18 protein-coding genes are annotated in these 23,608 nt (G+C 66.6%); 12 read left to right on the top strand and 6 right to left on the bottom strand.

Annotated elements, in window-relative coordinates:
• Positions 1-331: 331 nt before the first annotated feature.
• Both NCW75_01535 and NCW75_01530 read left to right on the top strand, forming a co-directional pair.
• Entirely contained in the window at positions 332-1,429 is a 1,098-nt protein-coding gene (locus NCW75_01535; protein ID UYV12980.1) for a hypothetical protein, read from the top strand.
• 39 nt (positions 1,430-1,468) lie between these two features.
• On the top strand, positions 1,469-2,533 hold the full coding sequence (locus NCW75_01530; GenBank protein UYV12979.1) for a MoxR family ATPase: 1,065 nt from the start codon (positions 1,469-1,471) through the stop codon (positions 2,531-2,533).
• Positions 2,534-2,545: 12 nt separating this feature from the next.
• On the opposite strand, the gene NCW75_01525 is transcribed toward NCW75_01530, so the two are convergent.
• Positions 2,546-3,430, bottom strand: a complete 885-nt coding sequence (locus tag NCW75_01525; GenBank protein UYV12978.1) for a hypothetical protein — start codon at positions 3,428-3,430, stop codon at positions 2,546-2,548.
• 184 nt (positions 3,431-3,614) lie between these two features.
• Here NCW75_01525 and NCW75_01520 point away from each other — a divergent pair, with 184 nt between their 5' ends.
• Positions 3,615-4,154 (top strand): DUF1569 domain-containing protein, encoded by a 540-nt coding sequence (locus tag NCW75_01520; GenBank protein UYV12977.1) that lies wholly within the window; start codon positions 3,615-3,617, stop codon positions 4,152-4,154.
• Between the two features lie 34 nt (positions 4,155-4,188).
• On the top strand, positions 4,189-5,418 hold the full coding sequence (locus NCW75_01515) for a GNAT family N-acetyltransferase (GenBank protein ID UYV12976.1): 1,230 nt from the start codon (positions 4,189-4,191) through the stop codon (positions 5,416-5,418).
• 118 nt (positions 5,419-5,536) lie between these two features.
• Here the strand turns inward: NCW75_01515 and NCW75_01510 are convergent, their stop codons facing one another.
• Entirely contained in the window at positions 5,537-6,655 is a 1,119-nt protein-coding gene (locus NCW75_01510) for a hypothetical protein (GenBank protein UYV12975.1), read from the bottom strand.
• 334 nt (positions 6,656-6,989) lie between these two features.
• Positions 6,990-7,964, bottom strand: a complete 975-nt coding sequence (locus NCW75_01505; GenBank protein ID UYV12974.1) for a DUF58 domain-containing protein — start codon at positions 7,962-7,964, stop codon at positions 6,990-6,992.
• A 51-nt stretch (positions 7,965-8,015) separates the two neighbouring features.
• Here NCW75_01505 and cls point away from each other — a divergent pair, with 51 nt between their 5' ends.
• Complete coding sequence (cls, locus tag NCW75_01500) at positions 8,016-9,506, top strand: cardiolipin synthase (protein ID UYV12973.1); 1,491 nt, start codon at positions 8,016-8,018, stop codon at positions 9,504-9,506.
• A gap of 425 nt (positions 9,507-9,931) precedes the next feature.
• Here cls and NCW75_01495 read toward each other — a convergent pair whose 3' ends face one another.
• Positions 9,932-10,618, bottom strand: coding sequence for a hypothetical protein (locus tag NCW75_01495; protein UYV12972.1), 687 nt, complete (start codon positions 10,616-10,618; stop codon positions 9,932-9,934).
• Positions 10,619-10,970: 352 nt separating this feature from the next.
• On the opposite strand from NCW75_01495, the gene NCW75_01490 reads away from it, so the two are divergent.
• Both NCW75_01490 and NCW75_01485 read left to right on the top strand, forming a co-directional pair.
• Entirely contained in the window at positions 10,971-13,628 is a 2,658-nt protein-coding gene (locus NCW75_01490) for a right-handed parallel beta-helix repeat-containing protein (protein ID UYV12971.1), read from the top strand.
• A 396-nt stretch (positions 13,629-14,024) separates the two neighbouring features.
• A complete protein-coding gene (locus tag NCW75_01485) occupies positions 14,025-15,035 on the top strand; it encodes a hypothetical protein (protein UYV12970.1) in 1,011 nt (336 codons plus the stop codon).
• A gap of 55 nt (positions 15,036-15,090) precedes the next feature.
• Here NCW75_01485 and NCW75_01480 read toward each other — a convergent pair whose 3' ends face one another.
• Complete coding sequence (locus NCW75_01480; protein UYV12969.1) at positions 15,091-16,281, bottom strand: hypothetical protein; 1,191 nt, start codon at positions 16,279-16,281, stop codon at positions 15,091-15,093.
• A 407-nt stretch (positions 16,282-16,688) separates the two neighbouring features.
• On the opposite strand from NCW75_01480, the gene NCW75_01475 reads away from it, so the two are divergent.
• Positions 16,689-17,978, top strand: a complete 1,290-nt coding sequence (locus NCW75_01475; protein ID UYV12968.1) for an FG-GAP-like repeat-containing protein — start codon at positions 16,689-16,691, stop codon at positions 17,976-17,978.
• Between the two features lie 33 nt (positions 17,979-18,011).
• Here NCW75_01475 and recR read toward each other — a convergent pair whose 3' ends face one another.
• Positions 18,012-18,698: a recombination mediator RecR gene (gene recR / locus NCW75_01470; GenBank protein ID UYV12967.1), complete on the bottom strand. Its 687-nt coding sequence runs from the start codon at positions 18,696-18,698 to the stop codon at positions 18,012-18,014.
• Between the two features lie 135 nt (positions 18,699-18,833).
• Here recR and NCW75_01465 point away from each other — a divergent pair, with 135 nt between their 5' ends.
• Genes NCW75_01465 through gatB form a run of 4 tightly spaced genes read left to right on the top strand, consistent with a single transcriptional unit; the run spans position 18,834 to position 23,607 of the window.
• The gene (locus tag NCW75_01465; protein ID UYV12966.1) at positions 18,834-19,568 is read left to right on the top strand and encodes a tyrosine-protein phosphatase; all 735 of its coding nucleotides are present in this window, start codon (positions 18,834-18,836) and stop codon (positions 19,566-19,568) included.
• A 2-nt stretch (positions 19,569-19,570) separates the two neighbouring features.
• On the top strand, positions 19,571-20,449 hold the full coding sequence (locus NCW75_01460) for a menaquinone biosynthesis protein (GenBank protein UYV12965.1): 879 nt from the start codon (positions 19,571-19,573) through the stop codon (positions 20,447-20,449).
• A 3-nt stretch (positions 20,450-20,452) separates the two neighbouring features.
• A complete protein-coding gene (locus NCW75_01455) occupies positions 20,453-22,024 on the top strand; it encodes a hypothetical protein (GenBank protein ID UYV12964.1) in 1,572 nt (523 codons plus the stop codon).
• Entirely contained in the window at positions 22,021-23,607 is a 1,587-nt protein-coding gene (gene gatB / locus NCW75_01450; protein ID UYV12963.1) for an Asp-tRNA(Asn)/Glu-tRNA(Gln) amidotransferase subunit GatB, read from the top strand. The genes NCW75_01455 and gatB overlap by 4 nt, the downstream gene beginning before the upstream one ends.
• Position 23,608 lies beyond the last annotated feature (1 nt).

Below are 23,608 nucleotides of genomic sequence, written 5' to 3'. Positions count from 1 at the left end.
AACCCTGTTTACGAACTCCCCTACGCCGGGCCTTGGATCGGGCAGGATCCAGGCCCGGCGGTCCTATTGGGCCCCGCAGAAATTCGATACTGAGGGTTCCTCGATGGCCGGGCTTCGGTCTGGCTGGGATCAATTTGACGCCATCCACCTCGCAACCGCACCATCTGGGTGCCCGGTCTTGCCGTGGACTGCAAGGTCGCACGCCTTGGTACGACTCACACGTGGCATGAGCCGCGAGGCTCGTCAAGCGAATAGTCCATGCCGTGGCCCGGTTGAGCACCGCTCGGCCTCACCACCATACCCGCCAACCCACTGAACCGAAAGAACCAACATGCTGCAAGCAGTGACGATCACCGTAGCGCTGGCCACCACTGCCCTGGCCCAGGATATCGACCCCAGGGGCATCTATCACAACGCGTTCTCCGGGAGTTTCAGCGGCACCGAGTGGTTTCAGGTCATCCCCATCCCAGGCACGGACCGCTATCAGGTCGCCGATATCTTCGCTGGCGGGTTCAACGCGACCATCGACGTGAGCGGGGCTGTTGTGCTCGACGGCGGCTTGGGAACAGGCTCGTTCAGCACAGCGGACGACTGGATCATCCGCCCGCGGCTGGGCGGCACTCCGTTCGTGTTCGACAACATTCGGGCACCCGACACCAGCGTCGACTTCCCGCTCGAGTTGGAGTCGGCCGCGCCCGCCAACGAGATCCTTGGTGGCACGTATCGCAGCCTAACCGAATCTCTCAATGCGCGCACTGGGCTGCGCATCGGTGGTGGTGTCGAGAACGTCACCGTTACCGCCGATGGCCAGACGTTTCGCATCACCGATCCCGGCGGCTTGTTCTTCCAGGGCACCTTCGAAAGCCCGCTCGATATCGGATTCCGAGTTGTGACGCCCACGCCATCAAACCCGCGGTACCGCACATTCTCGGGGTCGTCGATCAACTTCGCCCAAAACATGCTGGGCCGGGTGACGATCGAAGATGTGAACACCTGGAGCGCCATCATCCTGCTCCAGTCTCGGACCCCGTTGGGTTCTCAGACGCAGTCGGCCTTTCGGTTCACGGCCACACGAGTGGCTCCACTGCCCGTGGGCGATCTCAACGGCGATCGGGCCCTCGGCCTGGCCGACCGCGACCTGATGCTCGCCCAACTTGGCCTTGACAGCTTGGACGACGCCTTCAACGTGGCGGCCGATCTGGACGGCAACGGTGCAATCACCACGGGCGACGCTCGGACGTTGTACGACCTCCTCGGCCTGTGCTTCGTCGACCTTGACGGTGACGGAAGCCTGACGATCTTCGATTTTCTGGCCTTCCAGAACGCGTTTGACGATGGAAACCCCGTGGCCGACTTCGATGGCGATGGCGCGTTGACCATCTTCGATTTTCTGGCGTTCCAGAACGAATTCGACATCGGCTGCCCCTAGCGCCCCGGGCGTAGCATCCGCGGTCACGGAGGGCCCCAAATGACAGACAAGCAGCACACCACCACCCCGGCCGACATCGCCTTTGCCCAGGACGCCTACAAGCGGCTCAAGGGCGAGATCCACAAGGTCATCGTGGGCCAGGACGAGGTCGTCGACCAGATGCTGCTGGCGATGTTCGCACGGGGGCATGCCCTTGTCGTGGGCGTGCCGGGGCTGGCCAAGACGCTGCTGATCTCCACGATCGCCCGTACGCTGAGCCTGGACTTCAGCCGCATCCAGTTCACGCCCGACCTGATGCCCAGCGACATCACCGGCACCGAGGTCATCGAGGAGAACCGGGCCACGGGCCACCGCGAGTTGCGGTTCGTCCAGGGGCCGATCTTCGCGAACGTGGTCTTGGCCGACGAGATCAACCGCACACCGCCCAAGACCCAGGCCGCCCTACTCGAGGCCATGCAGGAGCGCCAGGTGACGATGGGCGGCATGAAGCACGACCTGCCCAAGCCCTTCTTCGTGCTGGCCACGCAGAACCCCATCGAGCAGGAGGGCACGTACCCCTTGCCCGAGGCCCAGCTCGACCGCTTCATGTTCCAGATCCGCATCGCCTACCCGAGCCTCGAGGAAGAGACCGAGATCATCCGCCGCGCGAGCGAGAAGAGCGCCGTGCAGCTCGACGCCGTGCTGAGCGGCGACGACATGGACAGGGTCAGCAAGATGGTCGAGCACCACCCGGTGACCGAGCACGTGATCGCCTACGCCCTGCGGCTGGTCCGCGCCACGCGCATCAACGAGCCCATGGACAACCAGGGCGAGCGGCCCAGGTTGGTCAGCGAGTACCTATCATGGGGTGCCGGCCCGCGAGCGAGCGAATATCTCGTGCTGGCCGCCCGCGCCAAGGCGTTGCTGAGCGGCGACGCGATGGCCACGGTCGAGCACGTCAAGGCGGTCGCCCGCCCCGTGCTGCGGCATCGCATCCTGACCAACTTCAACGCCGAGGCCGACCGAGTCACCACTGATGCGATCGTCGACGACCTGATCGAGAACACGCCGATCGACGGCATGAGCGCGAGCGACCGCAAGCAGGTCGACGCGGTGATGCGATAATCCGCTCCTAGATCAGCGTTCGCCGCGGACGTGCTCCAGCAGCGTGCGGCGTTGCTCGGGCGTCAGTTCGGCGGCCACTTCGAGGAACACAGCCAGACGCGACTTGTCGTCGTCCCGGGCTTCCTTGTTCAACAGCGTCTTTTCGCCGTACTGCTGGATGATCTGGCGCACCTTGCCCTCCTGCTCGGGCGAGAGGGTGAGCATCGCGATGAGTTCCTCGACACGCTGGCCCTGCTGGACGATGGTGCGCTCGTAGGCACCCTTCACCTCGGCACCGAGCCCCACGAGCATCTCGATCGCCCGCGCCCGCAGGCGGAGCCCACGCTCGCCCATACCCGCTTGCTCGGCCTGGAGCAGTGCCACACGGTCTTCGATGGCCGCCTCGAGGTACTCGCGTTCGAGACGCTGGTGCTCGGTCGCCGCATCTGTCGGCAGGTGGCGGCGGATGCGATCGCCCAGTTGGCCCTTGCGCGCGATCGGTGCCATAGCCCGACGAAGCACGGCGATGGCCTCGGCCCGATCAGAGTCGTTGCCGCCGTTCGAGAGCTTGATGAGCACGTCGAGCCGATCGATGACGAGGTCGTCGAGCGCCGTGCGACGCTCGGCGAGGATGGCCTCGATGGCCTGGCTCGGGGCTTCCTCAATGGTGAACTTCTCTCGCACGAGGTCGAGCGCCGCCTCGGCGGGATGGTGCTCTAGCCGCTGGAACTCACCTGAGAAGTCGCGGCGCACGAGCGTGGCCTGTTCGGCATTGGCCTCCACCGTCGGGCCGGAGAGCAGCGGAGCCTCGTCCTCCTCCTGCTGCATGGCAAGGCTGGGGCACGCGGCCATGAGCACGGCGGCGAAGGCGAGCGATGTGGGCGTGCGATTGGCGAATCGGCCGGGTTGGAACGGCATGGCAAGAACCCCCTTGGAATGTGGAGGGGCGCGACGCCCCACCACCGCCTTAATGGGATGCGCGAGCGTCGGATTTCTGGCCCGCTGCACGCTCAACGCCGCAAGGAATGATCCCATTGCAGACGGGCGAAAGCCGTTCCGGGTTCTACAATCGGGAACACCCGGGGAGCACAAGGAGCCGCCGATGTCGCAAACCGCCCAACCCGTTGCAGCAAACCCTGTTGACACGAAGACCGCCACCAGGCGCCCGCTGAAATTCGACAACTTTGAAGAGATCGCCGCCGATCTGGATCAGATCGAGGCCGCAATGGACGCGGGCACGCTGATCACGAGCGGCAATTGGACCGCCGGCCAGAACTTCGAGCACATGGCCAAGTTCCTGGGCTTCGCGCTGGACGGATTTCCGAGCATGGCCCCGCTTCCGGTGCGCTGGATGGCCCAGCTGATGTTCAAGAACAAAGCCATCCGCACCGACGAGCCCATCCCCGCCGGCTTCAAGCTGCCCAAGGCGGCATCGTACCTGATCCCGAGCGACGACATCACAGACCGCGAGGGCCTCGCGCTGCTGCGCAAGAACGTGCAGCGCGTGATCGATGCCGAGAAGATGACCCACCTGAGCCCGATCTTCGGCAAGCTCACGCACGAAGACTGGCTCCGGATCCAACGCAAGCACATGGCGTTGCACCTGTCGTTCCTGCATCCCAACGGACAACATGGGAGCTGAGCAGCCCAATCGCAGAACAACTGGGGGAGTGTACATGGGGTCAACAGCATCGACCGCGCTGGAGTATGGCGCGCCCACCGAAGCGGACATGCCCCAAGTGGGCGTCGTGCTATCTCGCGCCTTCGAGCCAACGCCCGATGGCGCCATCACCTGGGTACGAGAGGGAATCGGCGTTGAGAACGCCCGCGTGTTGCGCGAGAATGGGACGGTGGTTGCCACGTCGATGCGCGCGCCGATGGGCACCTGGCTGGGCGGACGCATCGTGCCGCAGGTGGGCATCGCGGGTGTGGCCGTCCCGCCCGAAGCGCGAGGAAGGGGTTTGGCCCGAGAGATCATGCGCCGGTGCGTGCTCGAGATGGCCGAGCTCGGTGAACCCATCAGCACGCTGTACTCGGCGATGCATCCGCTCTACCGGAGCGTGGGCTATGAGACGGCCGGGCAGTTGTTCAGCGCCCGCGTGCCGGCGGGCATGATCCTGAGTGGCGACCGCGGGGCCGATTGGCGACCGTTCGTCCAGAGCGATCTGCCTGGCGTGAAAAACTGCGCGAGCCAGCGCGCACGCCACGTCTCGGGGGCGTTGGATCGCGGGCCGTACTTGTGGAATAGGGTTTTCAAGCCCAAGGCCGGGCCGGCCGAAGCGTTCGTTGCGGAGGATGCGTCGGGACAGATCGAGGCATATTGCGTGTATCGCGTGACCGACCGCACCGATGGACCGACCGCGGGCAACGCCCGCGGCAAGCTGATGGATCTGGTCGACTTCGGCTACCTCAACGGCCAGGGGCTCGATCGCCTGATGGGCTTCCTTCGCGGGTTCTCATCGGTCGTCGGCGAGATCGACCTGGCCGACCATCCCGGCTCTCCCATGCTCAGCCGCCTGCCCGATCGTCGATTCGCCATGAGCATCCATGATCCGTGGATGCTCCGCGTCGTGAACGTCGCCGGGGCGCTCGAGGCCCGGGGGTACGCCGAGGCGCTGGCGTGCGAGTTCGTTCTACGCATCCGCGATCCTCTTCTGGGAGCCAACAACACGCCGCTGCACGTCAGCATCGGGGCAGGTACGGCAGAGACGCGACCGGCCAATGGTGCCGAAGCAGAACACGCGATCGACTTGGATATCCGCCACTTGGGCCCCATTCTGACCGGCATGCAAAGCGCTACACAGCTCGCATCGCTCAGGCTTGTTCGCGGGGCAAAAGCCGAGACGGCCAAGCTCGACGCCGCGTTCGCCTGCACGGGCGAGCCCTGCATGTTCGACTTCTTCTGACAAAATAAAAGGGCGTCGCGACCCGGGGTTGGCGGGTCGCGACGCGTGGGAGGGGCTTGTCGCGATGGTCGTGAGCCTTCGCGAAAGCCGGGGGATCGGGATGTCTCCGCTGGCGTGCTCAGCAGCCGGCGGCGAACTCGTTCTGGAAGCGGAGGAAGTCGAAGATGGTCAGGATGCCGTCGCCGTCAAGGTCGGCGCACCGGCTGCCCGCATCGAAGGCGTTCTGGAAAGCCAGGAAGTCGAAGATGGTCAGGCTGCCATCGCCGTCGAAGTCGGCCCGGCAGGCGCCGAAGTCGCACGGCGTGGAATCCAGACGCAAGGCCGCACCACCACCATCGAAGGGCGAGTCGATCACGGTGATCTCCACGCGGTAGCGGCCCGGGGCCAGTTCGGCCGAACCGCTGGAGAACCGGCGACTGGCGTAGGCGGCATCGTAATCGCCACCGATGGAATCGCCATCGACGGGAACGGTCGTGTTGAAGGCGGCCACCTGCGTCGCACCACGGAAGACGCGAACACGGAAGCGGTCGCCCGACAGGAACGCGTCGGTCACCTTCAGCAGGCCGCAGTTCACGCCCACGGCGATGTTCTGGTTCACAACGTCGCCCACGCCACCGAAGCTGAACGGACGCCACGGCAGGCAGCCGCTCTCGACACCCGAGCTGAGGAACTCGCCCACGGCGAAGCCGCCGGCGTTGCCGTCGGTGTTCACCACACGCACCGAGGTGATGTGGCCACCGGCGGGGGCGCTGAAGCCAAAGCCCTTGGCGCCCGAGTCGCCGACAATGTTGGTGTTGAACGCCACGCTCGAACCAGCGGCATCGCGGCCGGTGATCTCGAAGCTGAAATCGGCGAACTGGTTGGGCTCGACGTACAGGATGAACGCGCCGACCTCGCCGGGGTCGAAGCTCATTGTCACGGCGTCCTCGCCGCTAGTCGAATACACCGGACCGGTGTACCCGTGGCTCCAGGTGGCCCATCCGTCGCCGATGCGGCGGAGGCTCATGTCAATGCTGAAATCGACGGTGCGGCCACCACCAACGTTGGCGGAGGTCACGTCGCTGAAGGTCGCTCGCCCGTCGCTGCCGGCCGACATGCTGTAGCCGTCCAGGGTCGCTGGCGGCGCGGCGGTGCCCAGGTCGGTTCCGGTGACCTGGGCCTGGCTGGCGGCGGTGGCGAGCAGCACGGCCGCGGCGGCGGCGTACTTCGAGGCTGTTTTAGTCATGGTCTTGATCACGATTCGGTCTCCTCAATCTCGTTCCATTGATCCGTCCGTCGGGGCCCATCGGTACATCCGATGCGGTCCACCCGACTTGATCCGGCTCACTGCCGGTAGGCCGTGAGCGGAAGGCCGCCGCCTCGCTCACGCCAATCCTGAGAATCTCTGGCACGAAATTGCTCTTTCCCGGTCCGGTCCCACTATGTCGCCGGCACGACACCCCCTGAATGCACACAAAGCCATGCTCTCCGTGCAGATTGCAGGGATGCGATGGACCTGTCAAGGGCAATTTCACCCAATCGGCACGTTTTTGCGTCGCCCCTGCGACATCACGAATGGGTCGTGTCGGGGTCTACGACAACACGCCGTGCCGGCGGAGCGAACCCGTGAGGACTTCCCGCGCCTCGGTATCGCTGGGCAAGAGCACGTACCCGATTCCTCGGGCGCTCGCGAGCCGGGCCAGCCGCTCGTTGTGGGCGTCCAGCCTGCGGCGATAGTCGGCCACGAGCGGGGGCGTGATGGTCACTTCGGCCGTCCGCCCGCTCTCCACGTCGGTCAGCATCACGTCGCCCAGCAGGCCGGCGTCGGCTTCCGCTTTCGGGTCGAGTTCGCCGGGCGAGAGCACCTGCGCGAGGATGGTGTCGAAGCCGCCGCCCTGGGAAAACGCCATCGCGTTGAGTGCGGGCGTCAGGTCCTCCTCGGTCAGGAAGTCGCTCAGCACGACCAGCACACCCTTGCCCACGCGGGCCCTGGCCATACGGAGCAACGCCGGCACGAGCTCGGGGCGGTTCGTGCCCGTAACCCCACTCTCGGGCGCGGCCTGCCGGTACACGAACTCCAGCAACCGGTTCACGCCCGACCGCCCGCGCACCGGCGGCATCCGAAGCACGCTGGGCTTGCCGGGCACGCCCAACGCCCACACGCTCACTCGGTCCTGGTTGCTTAATCCCACATACGCGATCGCCACCGCCAGCCGCCGGGCTAGCTCCAGCTTGGGCGGCCGGCCCGCCTCCATCGACCGCGAGCAATCGATCGCCACATGCAAGGCCAGGTCTTCTTCTTCCAGGAAGAGCTTCAGGAAGAGCTTCTCGAGCCGGGCGTACACGTTCCAGTCGATGTGCCGCAGGTCGTCGCCTCGCACGTACTCGCGGAAGTCGTCGAACTCGACGCTCTGGCCGCGCTTCTTGCTGCGCCGCTCGCCGGGCAGCTTGCCGGCGAAGATCTTGCGGGAGCGCAGCCGCATGCGCCCCAGCACGTCGAGCAGGTCGGGGCCCAGGGCCTCCTCGAGCGTCTTGGGGTTGGGCTGTCGGTCGGGGGTGTAGATCATCCGTGCTTTCCTCTCTTGATAGTAGAGGCGGCGGTCGGTCAACAATGGCGCATGGACCACATCCCCATCGTGCTCGCCCAGGGCGACAGCGGCTCCTCTATCGCCTGGCTTCCTATCGGCTACCTGCTGCTCGAGTGGGCCATCCGCCTGGTCCTCGCCCCCATCATCATCCGCAAGCACAGCGCGGGCGAGGCCATGGCCTGGCTCGCCCTCGCCCTGTTCCAGCCGATTCCCGGAGCCATCCTCTACGCCGGCTTCGGCCGCCAGCTCCTCGGTCGCAAGCGGGTGAAGGCCAACCAGCGGGCCGCGAAGCTTGTCGAGACCGTCGAGCGCCTCAACGCCCTGGAAGAACACAGCGCCCCGAGCGACGCCATCGACCCGCCCTACCGCGACCTCTTCCGCCTGGCCACCATGGTCGGCGGCACGCGGCCACTGCAAGGCAACGCCGGCGAGGTCATCGACAGCGGCCATTACATCGATCGGCTGATCCGCGATATCGACGAAGCGCAGCACCACGTCCACCTGCTCACCTATATCTACCGCGACGATGCCACCGGACGGAAGGTCGCCGAAGCACTCGGCCGGGCGGCCAAGCGCGGCGTCGCCTGCCGCGTGCTGGCCGACGGCTCGGGCTCGGCCGACTTCTTCGGCACGCTGGCACCCGAGATGCGCGAGCACGGCATCGAGGTCCGTGACGCCCTGCCCAGCAGGTTCTTTCGCCGGACGCTCGCGCGCATCGACGTGCGCAACCACCGCAAGCTCGTTGTCATCGACGGCACCATCGCCCACACCGGCAGCCAGAACATCTGCGACCTCGACTACGGCTACGGCCACTACGGCCGGTGGATCGACCTGACCGCCCGCCTGACCGGGCCGATGGTGATGCAACTCCAATTGCTGTTCTTCGAGGACTGGGTCGCCGAGACCGGCCAGATGCCCGACGACCTGCCCGAGAGCGAAGCCCAGCTCTTCCCCACCCCCGAGCACACCGGCCCGATCGTCGCGCAAGCGATTCCCAGCGGCCCGGGCCGGCGCGAGGAGGCCTTCCGCGACGTGATCCTGAGCGCCATCAACGAGGCCAACGAGCGCATCGTCATGGTCACACCCTACCTCATCCCCGACCCGCCCACTCAGCTCGCCCTGCGTCTGCGCGCCGTCGCGGGCGTCCAGGTCGACATCATCATCCCCGAGAAAACAAACTCGTTCCTCGTCAACGCCGCGGCCAAGAGCGTGCTCGAGGACCTGCTCGACGCCGGCGCCAACGTCCACCTGCACCAGAAGGGTTTATTGCACGCCAAGGCCCTGACCATCGACGACAGCCTCACCGTCTTCGGCTCGGGCAACTTCGACCGCCGCAGCTTCCGCCTGAACTACGAGCTGAACCTGCTCGCCCACGGCAAAGACGTCACCCTCGCCATGCGCGATCGGCTGGAGCAATACCTCGACGACTGCCGCCCCCTGCACGCCGACGAGCTGGCGGGCAGGCCGTGGATCCAGAAGCTGGCGGACGACACGGCGAAGCTGGTGTCGCCGCTCTTGTGAACTGTGGTTTCTGGTTGTTCGCCGCTCGGCGGGGCGGAAGACCGCCGCGCCAGCGCTCGCCCAACTTGGGTGTTCTTGGGCGCTCGCGTTGCTCGCTTGCGGCCTATGGGCCGGGCGGCTCAGCCGCCGCGCCGGGGACATGCGCGGAAGACCGCGGATGCCCCGTCGCGAAGGGCCTTGTGCTTGATCGTGCCCTTGGCTCTTGACGCCGAAGCATCCGCCGAGCGAGTCTTCGAGCGATAGCGCATGCGAGAGGCGCGGCCGCTGAGCGGCCCGGGCGATAGCCCGCCTCCAGAACAATGGCAAACGGGAGGCAGACCCTCCGGCCTACCTCCCTTCAAGTACTTCACACTACAGCTCCTTCCAGAGCTGCTACCTCGCCGCAGGAGGGCTCCGCCCCCCTCAGCCAGGCAACTCGCGAAACTTCAGGCCACGCGCATCAGCGGGCCGCCCTGGCTGCCCTGGCTGCCGAAGCTGGCGGTGCTGGTCAGGCTCCACGGGCTCTCGCCGGTGCTGATGCGGGCGCGCACCTGGTAGTTGACCGCCAGCACGCCCACGGGCACCGCCTCGTCGACGAAGCGCTTCTCGCCCAAAATCGCGATGGTGCCCCACGGGCCCGCGGGCGCGTCGAGCGGCAGCACCTGGCGCTGCACCTCGTAGACCGCGCCGCCGCCACTGGTCACTTCCCACGAGAACACGACCGCGCCGTTGTCGATGAGTTGCACGGGCTGCACGCTGGGCTGGGGCGGGGCCTGGCGTGGGCTGGGGTCCTTGGGCGGGTCGATGGCGGCCCGGGCCCACACGTCGGGGTCCTCGGTGTTGCGGGCGTAGCCGTCGATGGTGGTGATCAGGCTGCCCAGCTGGCGGACCACCTCGGCCAGGGCGGTGTCCTTTTCTAAGGTCGCCGTTTTCGCGGCGCTCAGGGCCGTGCCCTGTAAGGCCAGCTTCGATTCCACGTCGCCGACGGCCGTATTAAAGGTGTCGGCCTGGAGCTGCGAGATCCCGATGTCGGGCACGCCCGATTGTCCGCCGGTCCAGATGTCCGCGTGTGTGCGGGCCCAATCGACGAGTTCGGCTTGCCGGGTTGGGTACCGGCGTGATGGTGTAGTCATACGACACACTCCGTTCCTGGCGGCCGCGGGCACCGAGTCAGAAGGGCCCCAAACCGCGTGTCCACCCGGCGGCCGCCCCGGCATCCGTTGCCAGGGCCGAAAACCCGCCGGTCCATTAACTTCGGGACTATCCGAGAGCGACTTTATTGGAATCTTGAACTCCTGACGCGAAGTTCGTTACAGATGACATAAATGCTGATAGAACAGCCACTTACAGCGTGACGACCATGTGGCCGAGGCTGGGCTCAGCGACTATCCAGGCCATGACTTGCAACCGTTCCGTTTCACTGATCTAATAGTCGGTCGGGCATTCTGATTACTGAATCAGCCTATTCCAATCCAGGAGCAGTCAATGTCACAAAGAACTTGGGCGGCGATGTGGTCTGTACTAGTATTGTTGTCCGCCATCGTTCAGGCGCAAGCAGCGGACGCGTTGTGCGCTAGCTGCCCGTCGGCGGGCGACCCACTGATCTTCTACGTCGATGATGGCGCACCTCCCTTCAATCCGAATCTAACCTGGTTGTACTATGCCAACGACATCACCAAGCCCGTGCCACAGATCGGTGATGCACGCGACCTGATCCGGAACTTCCGGAGCCTCTGCGGCGAGACTGGAGAGGACCTCGATCGCAATGTGGTCGTGTACATTCGTGAAGGTACGTACGCGCCCGACACCAACAACATGGGTTTTCCGATCCCGCTCCGATTTGAGAGTCAGGACTCGGGCAGCGGCATGAAGGGTACGACGATTACGTACAAGGCGTACGACCTCGGGCCATCCGGGGCCGAGGGCGTCCTCGTTAGTGGTGGAATTGTCTTGGACGGTTGGACAACGCTGTCTCCGGCGGGCGGTGACCGCTGGTGGACGCGAAAGCTACCGAATGGCTGGGCGACCGTCGATTACCTTGATCCAACAAAGCCAAGGGACCTCTATGTGAACAATGCTCGTGCGACAAGGGCGCGCGAGCCGGATGTGTCGGATTCGCCGTCCACCCAAGGGTTTGCACGCGTTACGGCTCCAATCTTCAACGTACCGCACACCGGAGTAACCAACAACGTTAACAAGACAGCCAACGAGTACGCCCTTGACGTTGACTACCTGTTCCCCGCGAACGCCGGCACCGCTGCCCGCGGCTACACGCCCGATCGCGGCATCGAATGCGTGATGCGCAACCAGGGAGCATGGGCGTCGCATCGGCAGTACGTCCGAGAGATCTTGCCGGAGCATACGGCGTCGGGGCGGACCTACGTCCGGTTGCACGACATGATCGGCGTTCAAGACGAAGAGGGCACCAGTGACAGAGCCTTAGGCCAGCACGTGTACAACGACGATCCCGATTCGTGCGGTTACGCGACCGAGATCTACCTCGAGAACGCTAAGGAGTTCATGGACGAGCCGTACGAATGGTGGTTCAATCCTGGCGACAGTGGTGACATTGATCCCTCGTACGCCGACGATCGCATGTGGGTGATCCTGCCTGCCGATCAGGTCCCGCCGTATGCATCACCGCCTCCTCCGCTGAACCCAGGGGATCCTCCGCCGGCCATAACCGCCGAGATTGTTGTGCCATATGCCTCTGAGCTGTTCCAGTTCCATGGATGCTCGAACATCAAACTGGAGCTACTGAACTTTGCCCACACCAACCAAGACTTGCCGGGGCCAATTCCTTACAGCCAAGTAGCGTTCGGTAGCCGTGTGACGAAGGTGATCGATCTGGGAGGAGGCTCGTACACCTTTGAGGTAGTATCAAAGCCCAACCCACCCGACCCGGCCATCGAAGGTGACCTTGACTACCCTAAGCAAGGTTGGTCGGAGACCATGCGTGGATTGCCGTTCTACGCCGCGGGTACCAGTAAGTGCAAGATCGCCGACCAGAATTCCATCGACAACCTGGAGGAAGTCAATCGGTACCGGTTGGTGCCAGCCGTGCGCATTACGGGTGGTACGGACGTCACGGTGAAGCAGTGTCGAGTCGCGCACACCGGATCGACCGGCATCCTGATCGAGAATGGCCACGGGCACACCATCGAAAATAACGAGTTCTTCGACATCGGTGGGTCTGCCGTCGTCATCTGTCGCGCTAACCTGAGAACGCACAATTGCGGGACAACGGGGTCCATGTTTGACGGCATTACCGCCGTTCCCACGAGCTTCACCGTGTCGCACAATTACATCTACGACACGGGTCGAACTTACCTCTCCAGCCCCGCGATCTTCTCGGGGTGGACCGCAACGAATACAGTGCCGCCGGTGACGTTCTCTCAGATCTCACTCAACTACATCATGAACACGCCGTCCGAAGCGATTTTCTCGGGTTTCGGCCCGGACGATTCACAGTTGCGTGCCCAGACGCGGCACCTCGACATCAAAGACAACATCGTTCGCAACGCGAACCAGTTGCTCGACGATATGGCCGGGATCGTCACCATGCGCGATGGCGACGGTAGCGGCGTCATCCGCAACGTGGTGTTCCAAGACTCCGGCAGTACGGGCAACGCGAAGCATGGGTTGTATACGGACGGCAAGAGCGTCTTCGGAATGACTGGGACGCCCATTGGTCCGCCGAGCGGATGGACCTACGACCAGAATGTCGTATGGGGCTTCACTCGGCCATTCCACATGAACACGGCTCACACGTGCCCGGAGCACAACAACTGGACGGATAATTTTATCGAGAATTCAGACGCGAGATGGCTCGTCTGCGCCACTTGTAACAATCCACCGACGACTCCGTGTACAGTGACAATTTTGGGTGAATTTGACCGAATCTGCGATAATGGCGGGAGCATTCGCCTGCCATATTTTGATTTTGACTTCTTTCAGAATCGCTACCAAATTTCACCGGGGTTGTCAGATGTGGCCACGCGATCCCCTGCGGCGCAGCTGGTCATTGACGGAGCGGGACCCGGCCCATCGGGTGTCGGGACTCCGGCCGAATTCCTGTACTTGACGTTCGAGTCGCTCATCCATCCGCCGGGGGCAACGAATCGCACGCCCCCGGCCCCATGACACCACGACCTCCAGCGGTGAGGGTGCCCGATTGCCTCAGCGAACTTGATTGACTCCTAGTCAGCCCCCGGCTGCTTCTGGCTCTCCGGGTGCTTCTCGGTGGGCCGTGTGGATCCTGGAGTGCATGCACCGGGGCATTCGAAGACTTGCTGGAGCCTCCCGGGGCATGCACCGAGTAGCTCGGGGCGCTGCGGGATCTCTCCGGTGTGCGCACCGGGGCGTTCGGGGCCTTACGGAAGCCTTCGGGTGCGCGCACCGGAAAGCTTCCGCAGCTGCGAAAGTCGTCCCAAACCGCCCCCTGAGCCCCGTTCCCATATCCGGACGCCAAGGGCTTGCGCGTCGGTGGTCGGGGACGGGGGCCTTCCCCAGAATGGCGACGCTTGCTATCCTCGGGGCATGCGTGAAAACCCCAGCGAACTCCCCGGCGATCGGGCCGGCGGTGGCGACGGCGAAGAACACGAGACCGGGCACGAGGCCAGGGCTGAGACCGGGTACGGGATCGAGCCCGAGGCCGAACGGCCCGTGCCCGCGCCACCCATCCCCGAGCACCTGCGGCCCAGCGCCCCGCCGACGACGCCCTGCGGCCTGCCGAGCGGGCCGGTCCGCGGTGGCGCCCTGTGCGTGAGCTGCGGGTACGAGCTGGCGGGCCTGAGCCCCCACGGCGAGTGCCCCGAGTGCGGCACGCCCATCGCCCGCTCCTTAAAGGGCGACCTGCTGGCCTTCGCCCCGGCCGAGTACCTCGCGAAGCTGCACCGCGGGGCCACCATCGTGGTCGTGACGATCCTGGTGATGGTCGTGTTCGCCGTCCTGAGCTTCGGCGTGGGGATGTACTTCGCGGCGAGCAGCGCAAGCGGCACGGCCCCGGCACTGCTGGAAGGCGTCCTCGGCCTGGGCGGGCTGGCGCTGGGCCTGGTCCTGCTCTACGGCTGGTGGCTGCTGAGCACCCCGATGCCGATGCACGAATCGACGCGGATGGACACCGCCCGGCGCTGGGTGCGCGGGCTGCTCATCGCCAGCGCCGCCCTGACGGCGGCGCAGTTCGTGGTGGGCCTGGCCCTCGGCGCCTCAAGCCCGACGGTCCCGGCGGGCTCGGCGGGCTCGGCGGGCATGGGCGCGGTGGGCATCCTCGTGGTCGCCGGCCTGCTGAGCACCCTCGTGGGCGTGGCGGGCTACGTGGTGCAGATGCTCTACGTCGCCTGGCTGGGCCAGCGCATCCCCGACCAGGACATCCACCGTCGCGGCAAACGCAACGCGTGGCTGGTGCCGCTGCTGGCAACGGTGGGCATGATCATCATCATCGGCCCCCTGATCGCGCTGGTGCTCTACTGGAACCTGGTCGACGCCCTGCGCAAGCAGCTCAAGCACCTCCGTGAGAACCAGGATCGCTTGGCGACACAGCCCGCGTAAGCGCCGCGCGGCAACGCGGTCGCGAGAGATCCGTGTGCCGCTGGCCGGCCTCTGCTCAGCGCACCGGGCGGTTGCCTTGCGGCGTGGGCTCGGGCCGACGCTCGGGGTTGGCCCGGCCGGCGGATCCGCCCGGCTCGGTGCGATCGGCTTCGACGTCCTGACGGGACCGCAGCGCCGCCTCGGCGTCCAGGCGGGCGGCCTCGGCTCGCAGCTCGGCCGCGCGGGCCTCGAGCATGGCCGTGCGCTCGCGTGCGACATTGGCCTGCGCGCGGTAGTGCAACTCGCGCTGGTCGGCGAACAGCGGGTGCCAGGCCGACTCGCCGGTCTCCAGCAGCTTCTGGTGCTCCTCGTTCTGCTTGGCCACCGCGTGCAGCGAGCCCTTGATGGTGTAGGTGAAGGCGTAGTCGTTGGCGTGGGCCAGCACCGATTGCACCGCGTGCTTGCCGGGCTGGGCGTTCTTGATCTCAGCGAACATCCGGGCCCGCACTGCCTGGCGGTACACTGAGGCCGCGTCGCGCAGGGCCGCGTAATCGTTCACGTCCAGGCCGTCCAGGAACGAGTCGTTGTAGATCTCCAGCAGCAGGCCCGCGCCCGCGAGCGTGGCCCCCACCACCGGCGAGATGAACGCGCCCGGCACGCCGCCGCCGATGAGCGCCTTGGAGAGGTCGCCCAGGGCCCCGAAAGTTTCCAGGTCGCCGACCATGATCCGCCAGTACGTCTCGCCGTTGTGGTCGGCGGCGATGAGCAGCAGCTCGGCGATCTTGCCCAGACGCCGCTGAAAAACCGCCGGGTCGCTCGTGCCCAGAGACGTATGGCGGTGCAGCGGCGAGACATCGACGATCATGTAGGCCGTGCCCAGATCCTGGGTGGTCGTGGGATCCTGGAGCGTGCGGTACCACACCACGCCCTTCTTCCAGTCCAAATCCCAATCCGGACGCCAGTACCCGATGCGAACGAGGGCGTGTTCTGCGGAGGGTTCGGCCTGCGTTTCGCGCTGGGCCTCGCCCAGGCTCAGCGTCAGCATCAGGCCGTGTGCGAGCTCGACCCGGGCTGTGGCATTCGGCGCGGGCTCGCTCCTTGGGATGGCGTACAGGTCCCAGTCGTCGGGTGCGACGGCGTTGGGATCGTCCTGGCCGATCAGCCCCGTGACGGGGATGAAGCCCAGCTGGTGCGAGCTGGCCGACATCCAGCACCCTGGAACGCAGGCCAGCAGCGGCGCGAACGCGAGCGTGAGAACGCGTCTCATGTCTTGGCACCCCCGGTGTAACGCCCCCACCGTCGCGCGGGCTTGGAGAAACAATATCGCCGGGTCACGCCGCGGACCATCCCCCGATCGTGGGGGCCGTACGCGCCCCCACACTTCTCCGGCGCGGCCGAGCCCCTAAAACCCCCGCTGCCACTCGATCGCGTCTGCCAGCACCGCAATGCTCGCCCAGTCGATCTGGCCGCCCGAGGTCATTCGCGGTCGTGGCGACGCCGTGCGGCCTTGGGATTGTGGCTTGGACGGGGGTGGCGGGGGTTCTTGGAGGCGGTTCTGGGGCGGTGCTGGGGGTTTGGGTGGGTGGTGCTGCCGATATCGGAGGATCGCCCGCCCGGGTTTGGCTTGGACAATGCCGCGAAGTCTGGTATGCTGTCGGTCGGAGGAGATCGATCATGAATACATCCATACGCGTGGTGGCCTTGGGGGCCGTGCTGACCGTTCCCGTCCTGGCCGCGGGCGCCCTGGGCCAGGCCTGCGATCCGGCCGAGATCCTGGCACCCCAGATGCTCTACGGCGCGGGCGAGCGGCCCCAGTCGGTGGTGGTCGGCGACCTGGACGGCGACGGTGATGCCGACCTGGCCGTAGTGGGCCAGACCGCCCGAGAGGTCAGCGTGCTGCTGAACGACGGCGACGGCGCTTTTGCGATCGATGCACGCTACAGCGTGGACGGCTTCCCCGCCTTCGCGGCGATCGGCGACCTGGACGGTGACGGCGATCTGGACCTGGCCGCCGTCAGCGCGTTCACCGGCGATATCCGTGTGCTGCTCAACGACGGTGATGGTTTGTTCGCCCCGGGCGGGATCTTCGCGGTAGGCGACGCGCCCCAGACGGCGGCGATCGGCGACCTGGACGGCGATGGCGATGCCGACATCGTCGTGGGCAATGTTGGCTCGCCCGACATCAGCGTGCTGCTGAACAACGGCGACGGCACCTTCGCGCCCGAGGTGCGGTACGACCCGCGCAGCGGGGTCGCGTCCATCGTGATCGGCGATCTGGACGGCGATGGCGACGCCGATCTCGCTGTCGCGACCTCTCGCGCCACCGTGCTGCTCAATGACGGCGACGGCTCGTTCGTGTTCGATGGGGCCTACGGCTCGGGCCGAGAGCTGTTGTCCCTGGCGATCGGCGACGTGGACTCCGACGGTGACCTGGACCTGGTTGGCGCGAACTCTGCCGTCGACAACGTCACCGTGTTGCTGAACAACGGCGACGGCACGTTCCTGCCCGACACGCTCTACGGCGTGGGCTTCTACCCCGTGTCGGTGGCGATCGGTGACCTGGATGGCGACGGCGACGGCGACCTAGCGGTAGCCAACCGCTTCGACGACAGCGTCAGCGTGCTGGCGAACAACGGCGATGGGACCTACGCCGACGAGGTACGCTTCGCCACGGGCGACTCGCCCCTGGCCCTGGCGATGGGCGACCTGGACGGCAATGGCGCCCAAGACTTGGCCTTGACCAACTACATCAGCCAGGACGTCAGCGTGCTGCTCAACGCCTGCGACCCCTCCGGCTGCCCGGCCGACCTGGACGGCGATGGCGCGCTCACCCTCTTCGACTTCCTGGCGTTCCAGAACCTCTTTGCCACCGGGGACCCGGCCGCCGACTTCGACGGCGACGGGGCGTTGACGCTGTTCGATTTCCTGGCCTTCCAGAACGAGTTCGACGCGGGGTGCTCGTAGCCCGTGTGCTCTCTTCCCGGCTAAGCCGAGCAGTTAAAACCCCCGCCGTCCCTCGATCGCGTCCGCCAGCACCGCCTTGCTCGCCCAGTCGATCTGCCCGCCCGAGGGCAGGCCTCGCGCTAACCGGCTCACGCTGATGCCGCGCTGCTCGAGTTCCTGGGCGAGATACAACCCGGTCGCGTCGCCTTCTAAGGTCGGGTTCAGGCCCAGCACGACCTCCTTCACGCGCACGCCGCCGGCGTTGCGGGTGGGGTCGTCGACGCGCGCGAGCAAGTCGGCGATGTTGATGTCGCCCGGGCCCACGCCTTCCAAGGGGCTCAGCCGGCCCATCAGCACGTGGTACACACCCGCGAAGGCGCCGCTGGCCTCGATGGCGAACAGGTCGCGGGGTTGCTCGACCACCAGCACGAGCGACGCGTCCCGCGAGGCGGACCCGCCCTCACTCGGAATCGCCGCACGGCACACGCGGCACGGCGGCTCGTCGGCCAGGTTGCCGCAGATGGGGCACGGCGTCGACCGCGTGCGCATCTCGGCGATGGCCTGGGCGAGGCTCTTGGCCGTCTCGGGCGGACCCTTCAAGAGATAGAACGCCAGCCGCTCGGCGGTCCGCCGGCCGATGCCCGGCAGGGCGGCCATCTCGTCGATGGCCCGCTGCACGCTCTCGGGGTAGGGCGTGGGTGCGGAACGCTTGGGAGCGGGCTTGCGGTGCTGTTCAGGCATGGTCCGCCTCCCCCCCATTGCCAATTGCCCATTGCCAATTGCCATCGGGCACCCTGGGCTGCTCGAGGCAATTGGCAATGGGCAATAGGCAGTTGGATCGGATTCGCATGCCCAATCGTATTCCTACCCTTGGCCATGACCGAGACCACCACGGCCGAAGGCGCGAAGCCCGCTGGCTCGAAAAAGAAGCTGATCTTGCCCATCGTGCTGCTGATCGCCGTCCTCGCGGGCGTGATCTGGTACGCCGACGACGGGCACGAGCTGTTCTGGCCCAAGCGTTGGGGCGTGGTGCAGGAGGGTGCGATCTATCGCAGCGGCGAGCCCCTGCCGCGGGCCACGCGGCGGGCGGTCCAGGAAACCGGCGTCAAGACCATCATCGACCTGGGCGCGCACACGCCGGGCACCGAGGAAGAGGCCACCGCCCAGGCCGTTGCGGCCGAACTCGGCGTCACGCGATACCGCTTCGGCCTCATCGGCGACGCAACCGGAGACCCGAACGACTACGTGCTCGCGCTCCGCCTCATGAACGACCCGGCGAACCAGCCCGTGTGGGTGCATTGCGCCGCGGGCAGCGAGCGTACGGGCTGCCTCGTCGCGTTGCACCGCGTGATCGTCGAGGGCTGGGATGTGGATCGCGCGTACGAAGAGACCCATCAGTACGACCACGACGACAACCCACACCTGCGCCCGATGCTCGAGAAATGGCTGCCGCAGATCCGCGAGGCCTACCGCACGGGCGGCACCATCCCCTACGACCCAGCCACCGACGGCACCGGGGCGGCGGGCGATGGCGAGACGAACGGCGGACGCATCGGGCCGTTCGAGCAGCTCAATCCCGTCGACCCCGAACCCACGACGGAGGGGGGCTAACCATGGACCCCATCCGCGTCGCTTGCGTGCGATACCTCAACACCGCCCCGCTCGTCGAGGGCCTCGACAAGCTCGAGGGCCTCACGCTCATCCCCGCCGTGCCGGCCGACATCGCACCGATGGTCCGATCGGGCAAGGCCGAGATCGGCCTCGCGTCGGTCATCGATGCCGTTGGGGATCCCGAGCTGGCCATTCTGCCCGCCGGCATGATCGGGAGCGACGGACCCACGCTCACCGTCCGCCTGTTCAGCAGCGTGCCGCTCGCGAACATCACCGCCGTGTGTGCCGACGCGGATAGCCACACGTCGATCGCGCTCGCCAGTGTGCTGCTGGCCGAGCAATTCGGTGTGTCCCCAAAGTTCGTCCCATTCAATGCCTTGGAGCGTGTGGCCCTTGGCGGCGAGACCGTCGAGCAAGATGCCGACGGCTGGCCCGCCACGCTCCTGCTCATCGGCGACAAGGTCGTGACACACAGCCCACCGGCCGTCCGCTATCCGCACCAGCTCGATCTGGGCGAAGCCTGGAAGACGCTCACCGGCCTGCCCTTCGTGTACGCCGCGTGGACGTGCCGTGCCGACGCCATCGATACCGACGAAGGCCAGCGTCGCATGGCGCTCGCGAGCGCGATGCTCGACCGCCAGCGCCGGCACAACGCCACACGCCTCGACTGGCTCGTACAGCACTGGGCACCCAAGGCCCGCTGGCCGGTCGATCTGGCCCAGCGGTACATCGGCGAGCTACTCCGCTACGACCTCGGTGAGCGCGAACGAGAATCGGTCGGGAAGTTCTTCGAGCTATGCACCAAGCACGGCATCACTGAAGCCGCAGCACCTTGCTTCGCCGACGTATCGAATCCAAGCCCCATTCCCGGGAACGCGTAGCCCATGGCCGCCCGCGGCCCAACGAGCCAACCCGCCATCGACGCCCTGGCCGAGCTACGCCGCGCGCCGCGCAAGGTCATGCTGCGCGCCGTCGAACACCTCGAAGAGGCCATCACGACCCTCGACACGAGCCATGACGTGCCCGCCGGTTGGTTCCTCTCGACCGCATCGGGCTACGGCATGCACGTGCCGGGTCGCGTTTCAGGCGATGCGGCGCTTGTTGATACGTGCGCCATCATCGAAGCACTAAGCGCCGCGGCCGACACCAAGCTCGAAGAACTGCCCGAGGGCAGCGTGGGTGTCAACGAACTGGCCGAGGCATGGAACGTCGCCGTACGCACGCTGCACCGCTATCGAGCAAGAGGGCTCTCGGCCCGCAGCGTGCGTTCCGGCCGCACACGACGACTGATGTTTACGCCCGCGGCCATCGCCGCGTTCGAGGCTCGGCGGGGCGATGCCATCGCGGGAGCACGATCGTTCACACGCCTCGACGCGCAAGAGCAAGAGCGTGCGAAAGCTCGAGCGCAAGAATTGCAAGAAGAGGGCAAGACACCCAACGCCGCAGCCTGGGTCGTCGCCGATGAGCTCGGCCGGAGCCACGAGGCCATCCGCCAGCTGCTGCAACGCGAATCTGGCGACTCGACCGCGTGGACCGACCGCGAACGCCGCATCGCATTGCGCGCGCACGATCGGTTCCTCGAGCCGGCCGCCATCGCCGGACGGCTCGGTCGCGATACGGGCGCGACGCGCCGGATCATCGACGGCCAGCGCCTCGCTCGCCTGCGCGATCTTGGCCTCGAACCCGTGGAGGTCGAGGAGCCACCGAGCCCCAAGATTCCCTTGGGTGCACCGGGCCCAACGCTGCTGTCCGATCTCGTCGCCGAGATGCGTGACCCGCACGCCCCGGACCGTACGACCGAGCGGCAGATCACCACTTATGTGCGTTTCCTGACCGCCCGGGCCGCGCGCACCATCGCCGAGCTCCACGCAGCCAAGCTCCGGGCCGAGCCCATCGACACTGCCGAAACCGACCTGCTCTGGGCCGCCCGGCTGCGCGTCGAGGCGCTGCGCCCCATGCTGGGTATCGTGCTGCGCGGCATCGAGGCCCGGCTGGGCGACGAGATCGAATCCCTGCCCGCCCGCCTGGCCACCAGCCGCCTGCAACTCGCCCTGGCCGCCGCCGCCGAGGCGGCCCACCGCTACGACCCCGCGCGCGGCGGTCGCCTGAGCGCCGCCGTCACGGTCGCCGTCGACCGTGTGGCCAGCGACGCGCTGCCGCCCGACAAGGCCACGACCGCCGCCCGACGCAGCTTCACCCAGTCGGCCATCGACGATTGGACCCGCCGCGTCAGCCCCTGGCAGGCGTTCCTCGAAGCCCCGCGTTCGCTCCGCGCGGGGCTGCACACGCTGCCCGACGACCAGCGATCGTTACTCGAAGCCCGCTACGGCCTGGGCGAACGCCCCCACACGCTGGCCGAACTGGCCGAACGCTTCGGCATCCACCGCCCCTGGGTCGCCCGCCGCGTGCGCGAGGCCGCCCGCGCCACGCGCGCCGCCGATACCATGCACCAATGACCACGACCGCACCCGAGCTGAGCCACGCCGAACGCCAGAGCGTCGAGATCACCGGCGTTCGCCTCATCGTCGGGCTCGAGGTCCACGTCGAACTCGCGACCCAGAGCAAGATGTTCACCCGCGCGCGCAGTCCCGCGGCTCCCGGCGCGGCGGCGTATGAGCCCAACACGCTCATCGACCCGGTCGTGCTGGCCCTGCCCGGCGCGCTGCCGGTGCCCAACAAAACGGCCATCGAGCTCTCCATCGCCGTCGGCCTGACGCTCGGCTGCTCGATCGCCGGAGTCACCCGCTTCGATCGCAAGAACTACTTCTACCCCGATCTGCCCAAGGCCTACCAGATCAGCCAGTACGACCAGCCCCTGTGCTTCGACGGCGCGGTCGACCTTCCGGCCTTTAACGACCGCGGCGAGGCCGACCTCGATGCCCCGCGCACCCGCATCGGCATCGTCCGCGCCCACCTCGAAGAAGACGCCGGCAAGCTGCTGCACGAGGCGCCCGGGGGGCGCGCGATCGACCACTCCATCGTCGACCTCAACCGCGCCGGTACGCCGCTGCTCGAGATCGTGACCGAGCCCGACTTCACCGACGCGAAACAGGTCGAAGCGTTCTGCCGCTGGCTGCGCCACACCGTTCGCCTGCTGGGCGCCAGCCGGGGCGTGCTGCAAGAAGGCCACATGCGCTTCGAGCCGAACATCAACTGCGAGCTCACGCTCGGCAATGGCCAGACCATCACCACGCCCATCGTTGAGGTCAAGAACCTCAACAGCTTCCGCGCCGTCGTGGGCGCGATCGAGCACGAGCACCGCGCCCAACCCGAGCGCTGGCGCGAGGACGGCCGCGTCATGGGCCCCGGCGCCAAGGCAACCTACGGCTGGGACGACACGAACCTGCGCACCACGCCCCAGCGCGAAAAAGAAGACGCCCACGACTACCGCTACTTCCCCGACCCCGACCTGCCGCCGATCCGCATCACCGAACACATACTCGAACGTGCGCGCACGCTGGCATCCGAGCCCTGGCTCCCTCGGCTCGAACGGCTTACGAGCCACCTCGAACTCCCGATCGCCGATGCCTCGATGATCCTCAACGATACCGGCACGGCCGCACTCTTCGCCGGTGCCCTCCACGCCCTTGGCGAGCGCGGCCACGAGGGCACCAAACCCGCGAAGGCCCTGGCCAACGCGATCACGCAGAAGCTCGCCAGCCTGGCCAACGAGCGATCGTGCGCGCCGGGCGAGTTGCACGTGACTCCCGCCCAACTCGCCGACCTCGCCGACCTGAAGCTCAAAGGCGACATCAGCAGCAACGGCCTCGACGAGTTGCTCGAAACCATGGCGGTCGAGCCCACGACCGTTGACGCACGCACTCTAGCCGACCAGCGCGGCCTGCTCGTCGTCCAGGATGCCGGCGCCATCGACGCCTGGTGCCAGGCCGCGATCGACGCCAACGCCCAGGCCGCCCAAGAAGTCCGCGGCGGCAAGCAGCAGGCCATCGGACGCCTCATCGGCCACGCCATGCAACAAGCCAAGGGCTCGGGAGACCCCAAAGCCATCCGCCAGCGTCTGCTCGAAATGCTCTCGTAAT

This window comes from Phycisphaera sp., from assembly GCA_025916675.1.
Taxonomy (GTDB): domain Bacteria; phylum Planctomycetota; class Phycisphaerae; order Phycisphaerales; family UBA1924; genus JAHCJI01.
Note: the sequence above shows the minus strand (reverse complement) of the source record. Positions and strands in the feature narration are given on the sequence as shown.

Coding starts and splice junctions, on each gene's coding strand:
- NCW75_01505 (UYV12974.1), bottom strand. CDS start 7,964: ATGATCTACACCCCCGACCGACAGCCCAACCCCAAGACGCTCGAGGAG.
- NCW75_01520 (UYV12977.1), top strand. CDS start 3,615: ATGTCGCAAACCGCCCAACCCGTTGCAGCAAACCCTGTTGACACGAAG.
- recR (UYV12967.1), bottom strand. CDS start 18,698: ATGCCTGAACAGCACCGCAAGCCCGCTCCCAAGCGTTCCGCACCCACG.
- gatB (UYV12963.1), top strand. CDS start 22,021: ATGACCACGACCGCACCCGAGCTGAGCCACGCCGAACGCCAGAGCGTC.
- NCW75_01455 (UYV12964.1), top strand. CDS start 20,453: ATGGCCGCCCGCGGCCCAACGAGCCAACCCGCCATCGACGCCCTGGCC.
- NCW75_01485 (UYV12970.1), top strand. CDS start 14,025: ATGCGTGAAAACCCCAGCGAACTCCCCGGCGATCGGGCCGGCGGTGGC.
- NCW75_01480 (UYV12969.1), bottom strand. CDS start 16,281: ATGAGACGCGTTCTCACGCTCGCGTTCGCGCCGCTGCTGGCCTGCGTT.
- NCW75_01525 (UYV12978.1), bottom strand. CDS start 3,430: ATGCCGTTCCAACCCGGCCGATTCGCCAATCGCACGCCCACATCGCTC.
- NCW75_01495 (UYV12972.1), bottom strand. CDS start 10,618: ATGACTACACCATCACGCCGGTACCCAACCCGGCAAGCCGAACTCGTC.
- NCW75_01490 (UYV12971.1), top strand. CDS start 10,971: ATGTCACAAAGAACTTGGGCGGCGATGTGGTCTGTACTAGTATTGTTG.
- NCW75_01515 (UYV12976.1), top strand. CDS start 4,189: ATGGGGTCAACAGCATCGACCGCGCTGGAGTATGGCGCGCCCACCGAA.
- NCW75_01460 (UYV12965.1), top strand. CDS start 19,571: ATGGACCCCATCCGCGTCGCTTGCGTGCGATACCTCAACACCGCCCCG.
- NCW75_01535 (UYV12980.1), top strand. CDS start 332: ATGCTGCAAGCAGTGACGATCACCGTAGCGCTGGCCACCACTGCCCTG.
- NCW75_01475 (UYV12968.1), top strand. CDS start 16,689: ATGAATACATCCATACGCGTGGTGGCCTTGGGGGCCGTGCTGACCGTT.
- cls (UYV12973.1), top strand. CDS start 8,016: ATGGACCACATCCCCATCGTGCTCGCCCAGGGCGACAGCGGCTCCTCT.
- NCW75_01530 (UYV12979.1), top strand. CDS start 1,469: ATGACAGACAAGCAGCACACCACCACCCCGGCCGACATCGCCTTTGCC.
- NCW75_01465 (UYV12966.1), top strand. CDS start 18,834: ATGACCGAGACCACCACGGCCGAAGGCGCGAAGCCCGCTGGCTCGAAA.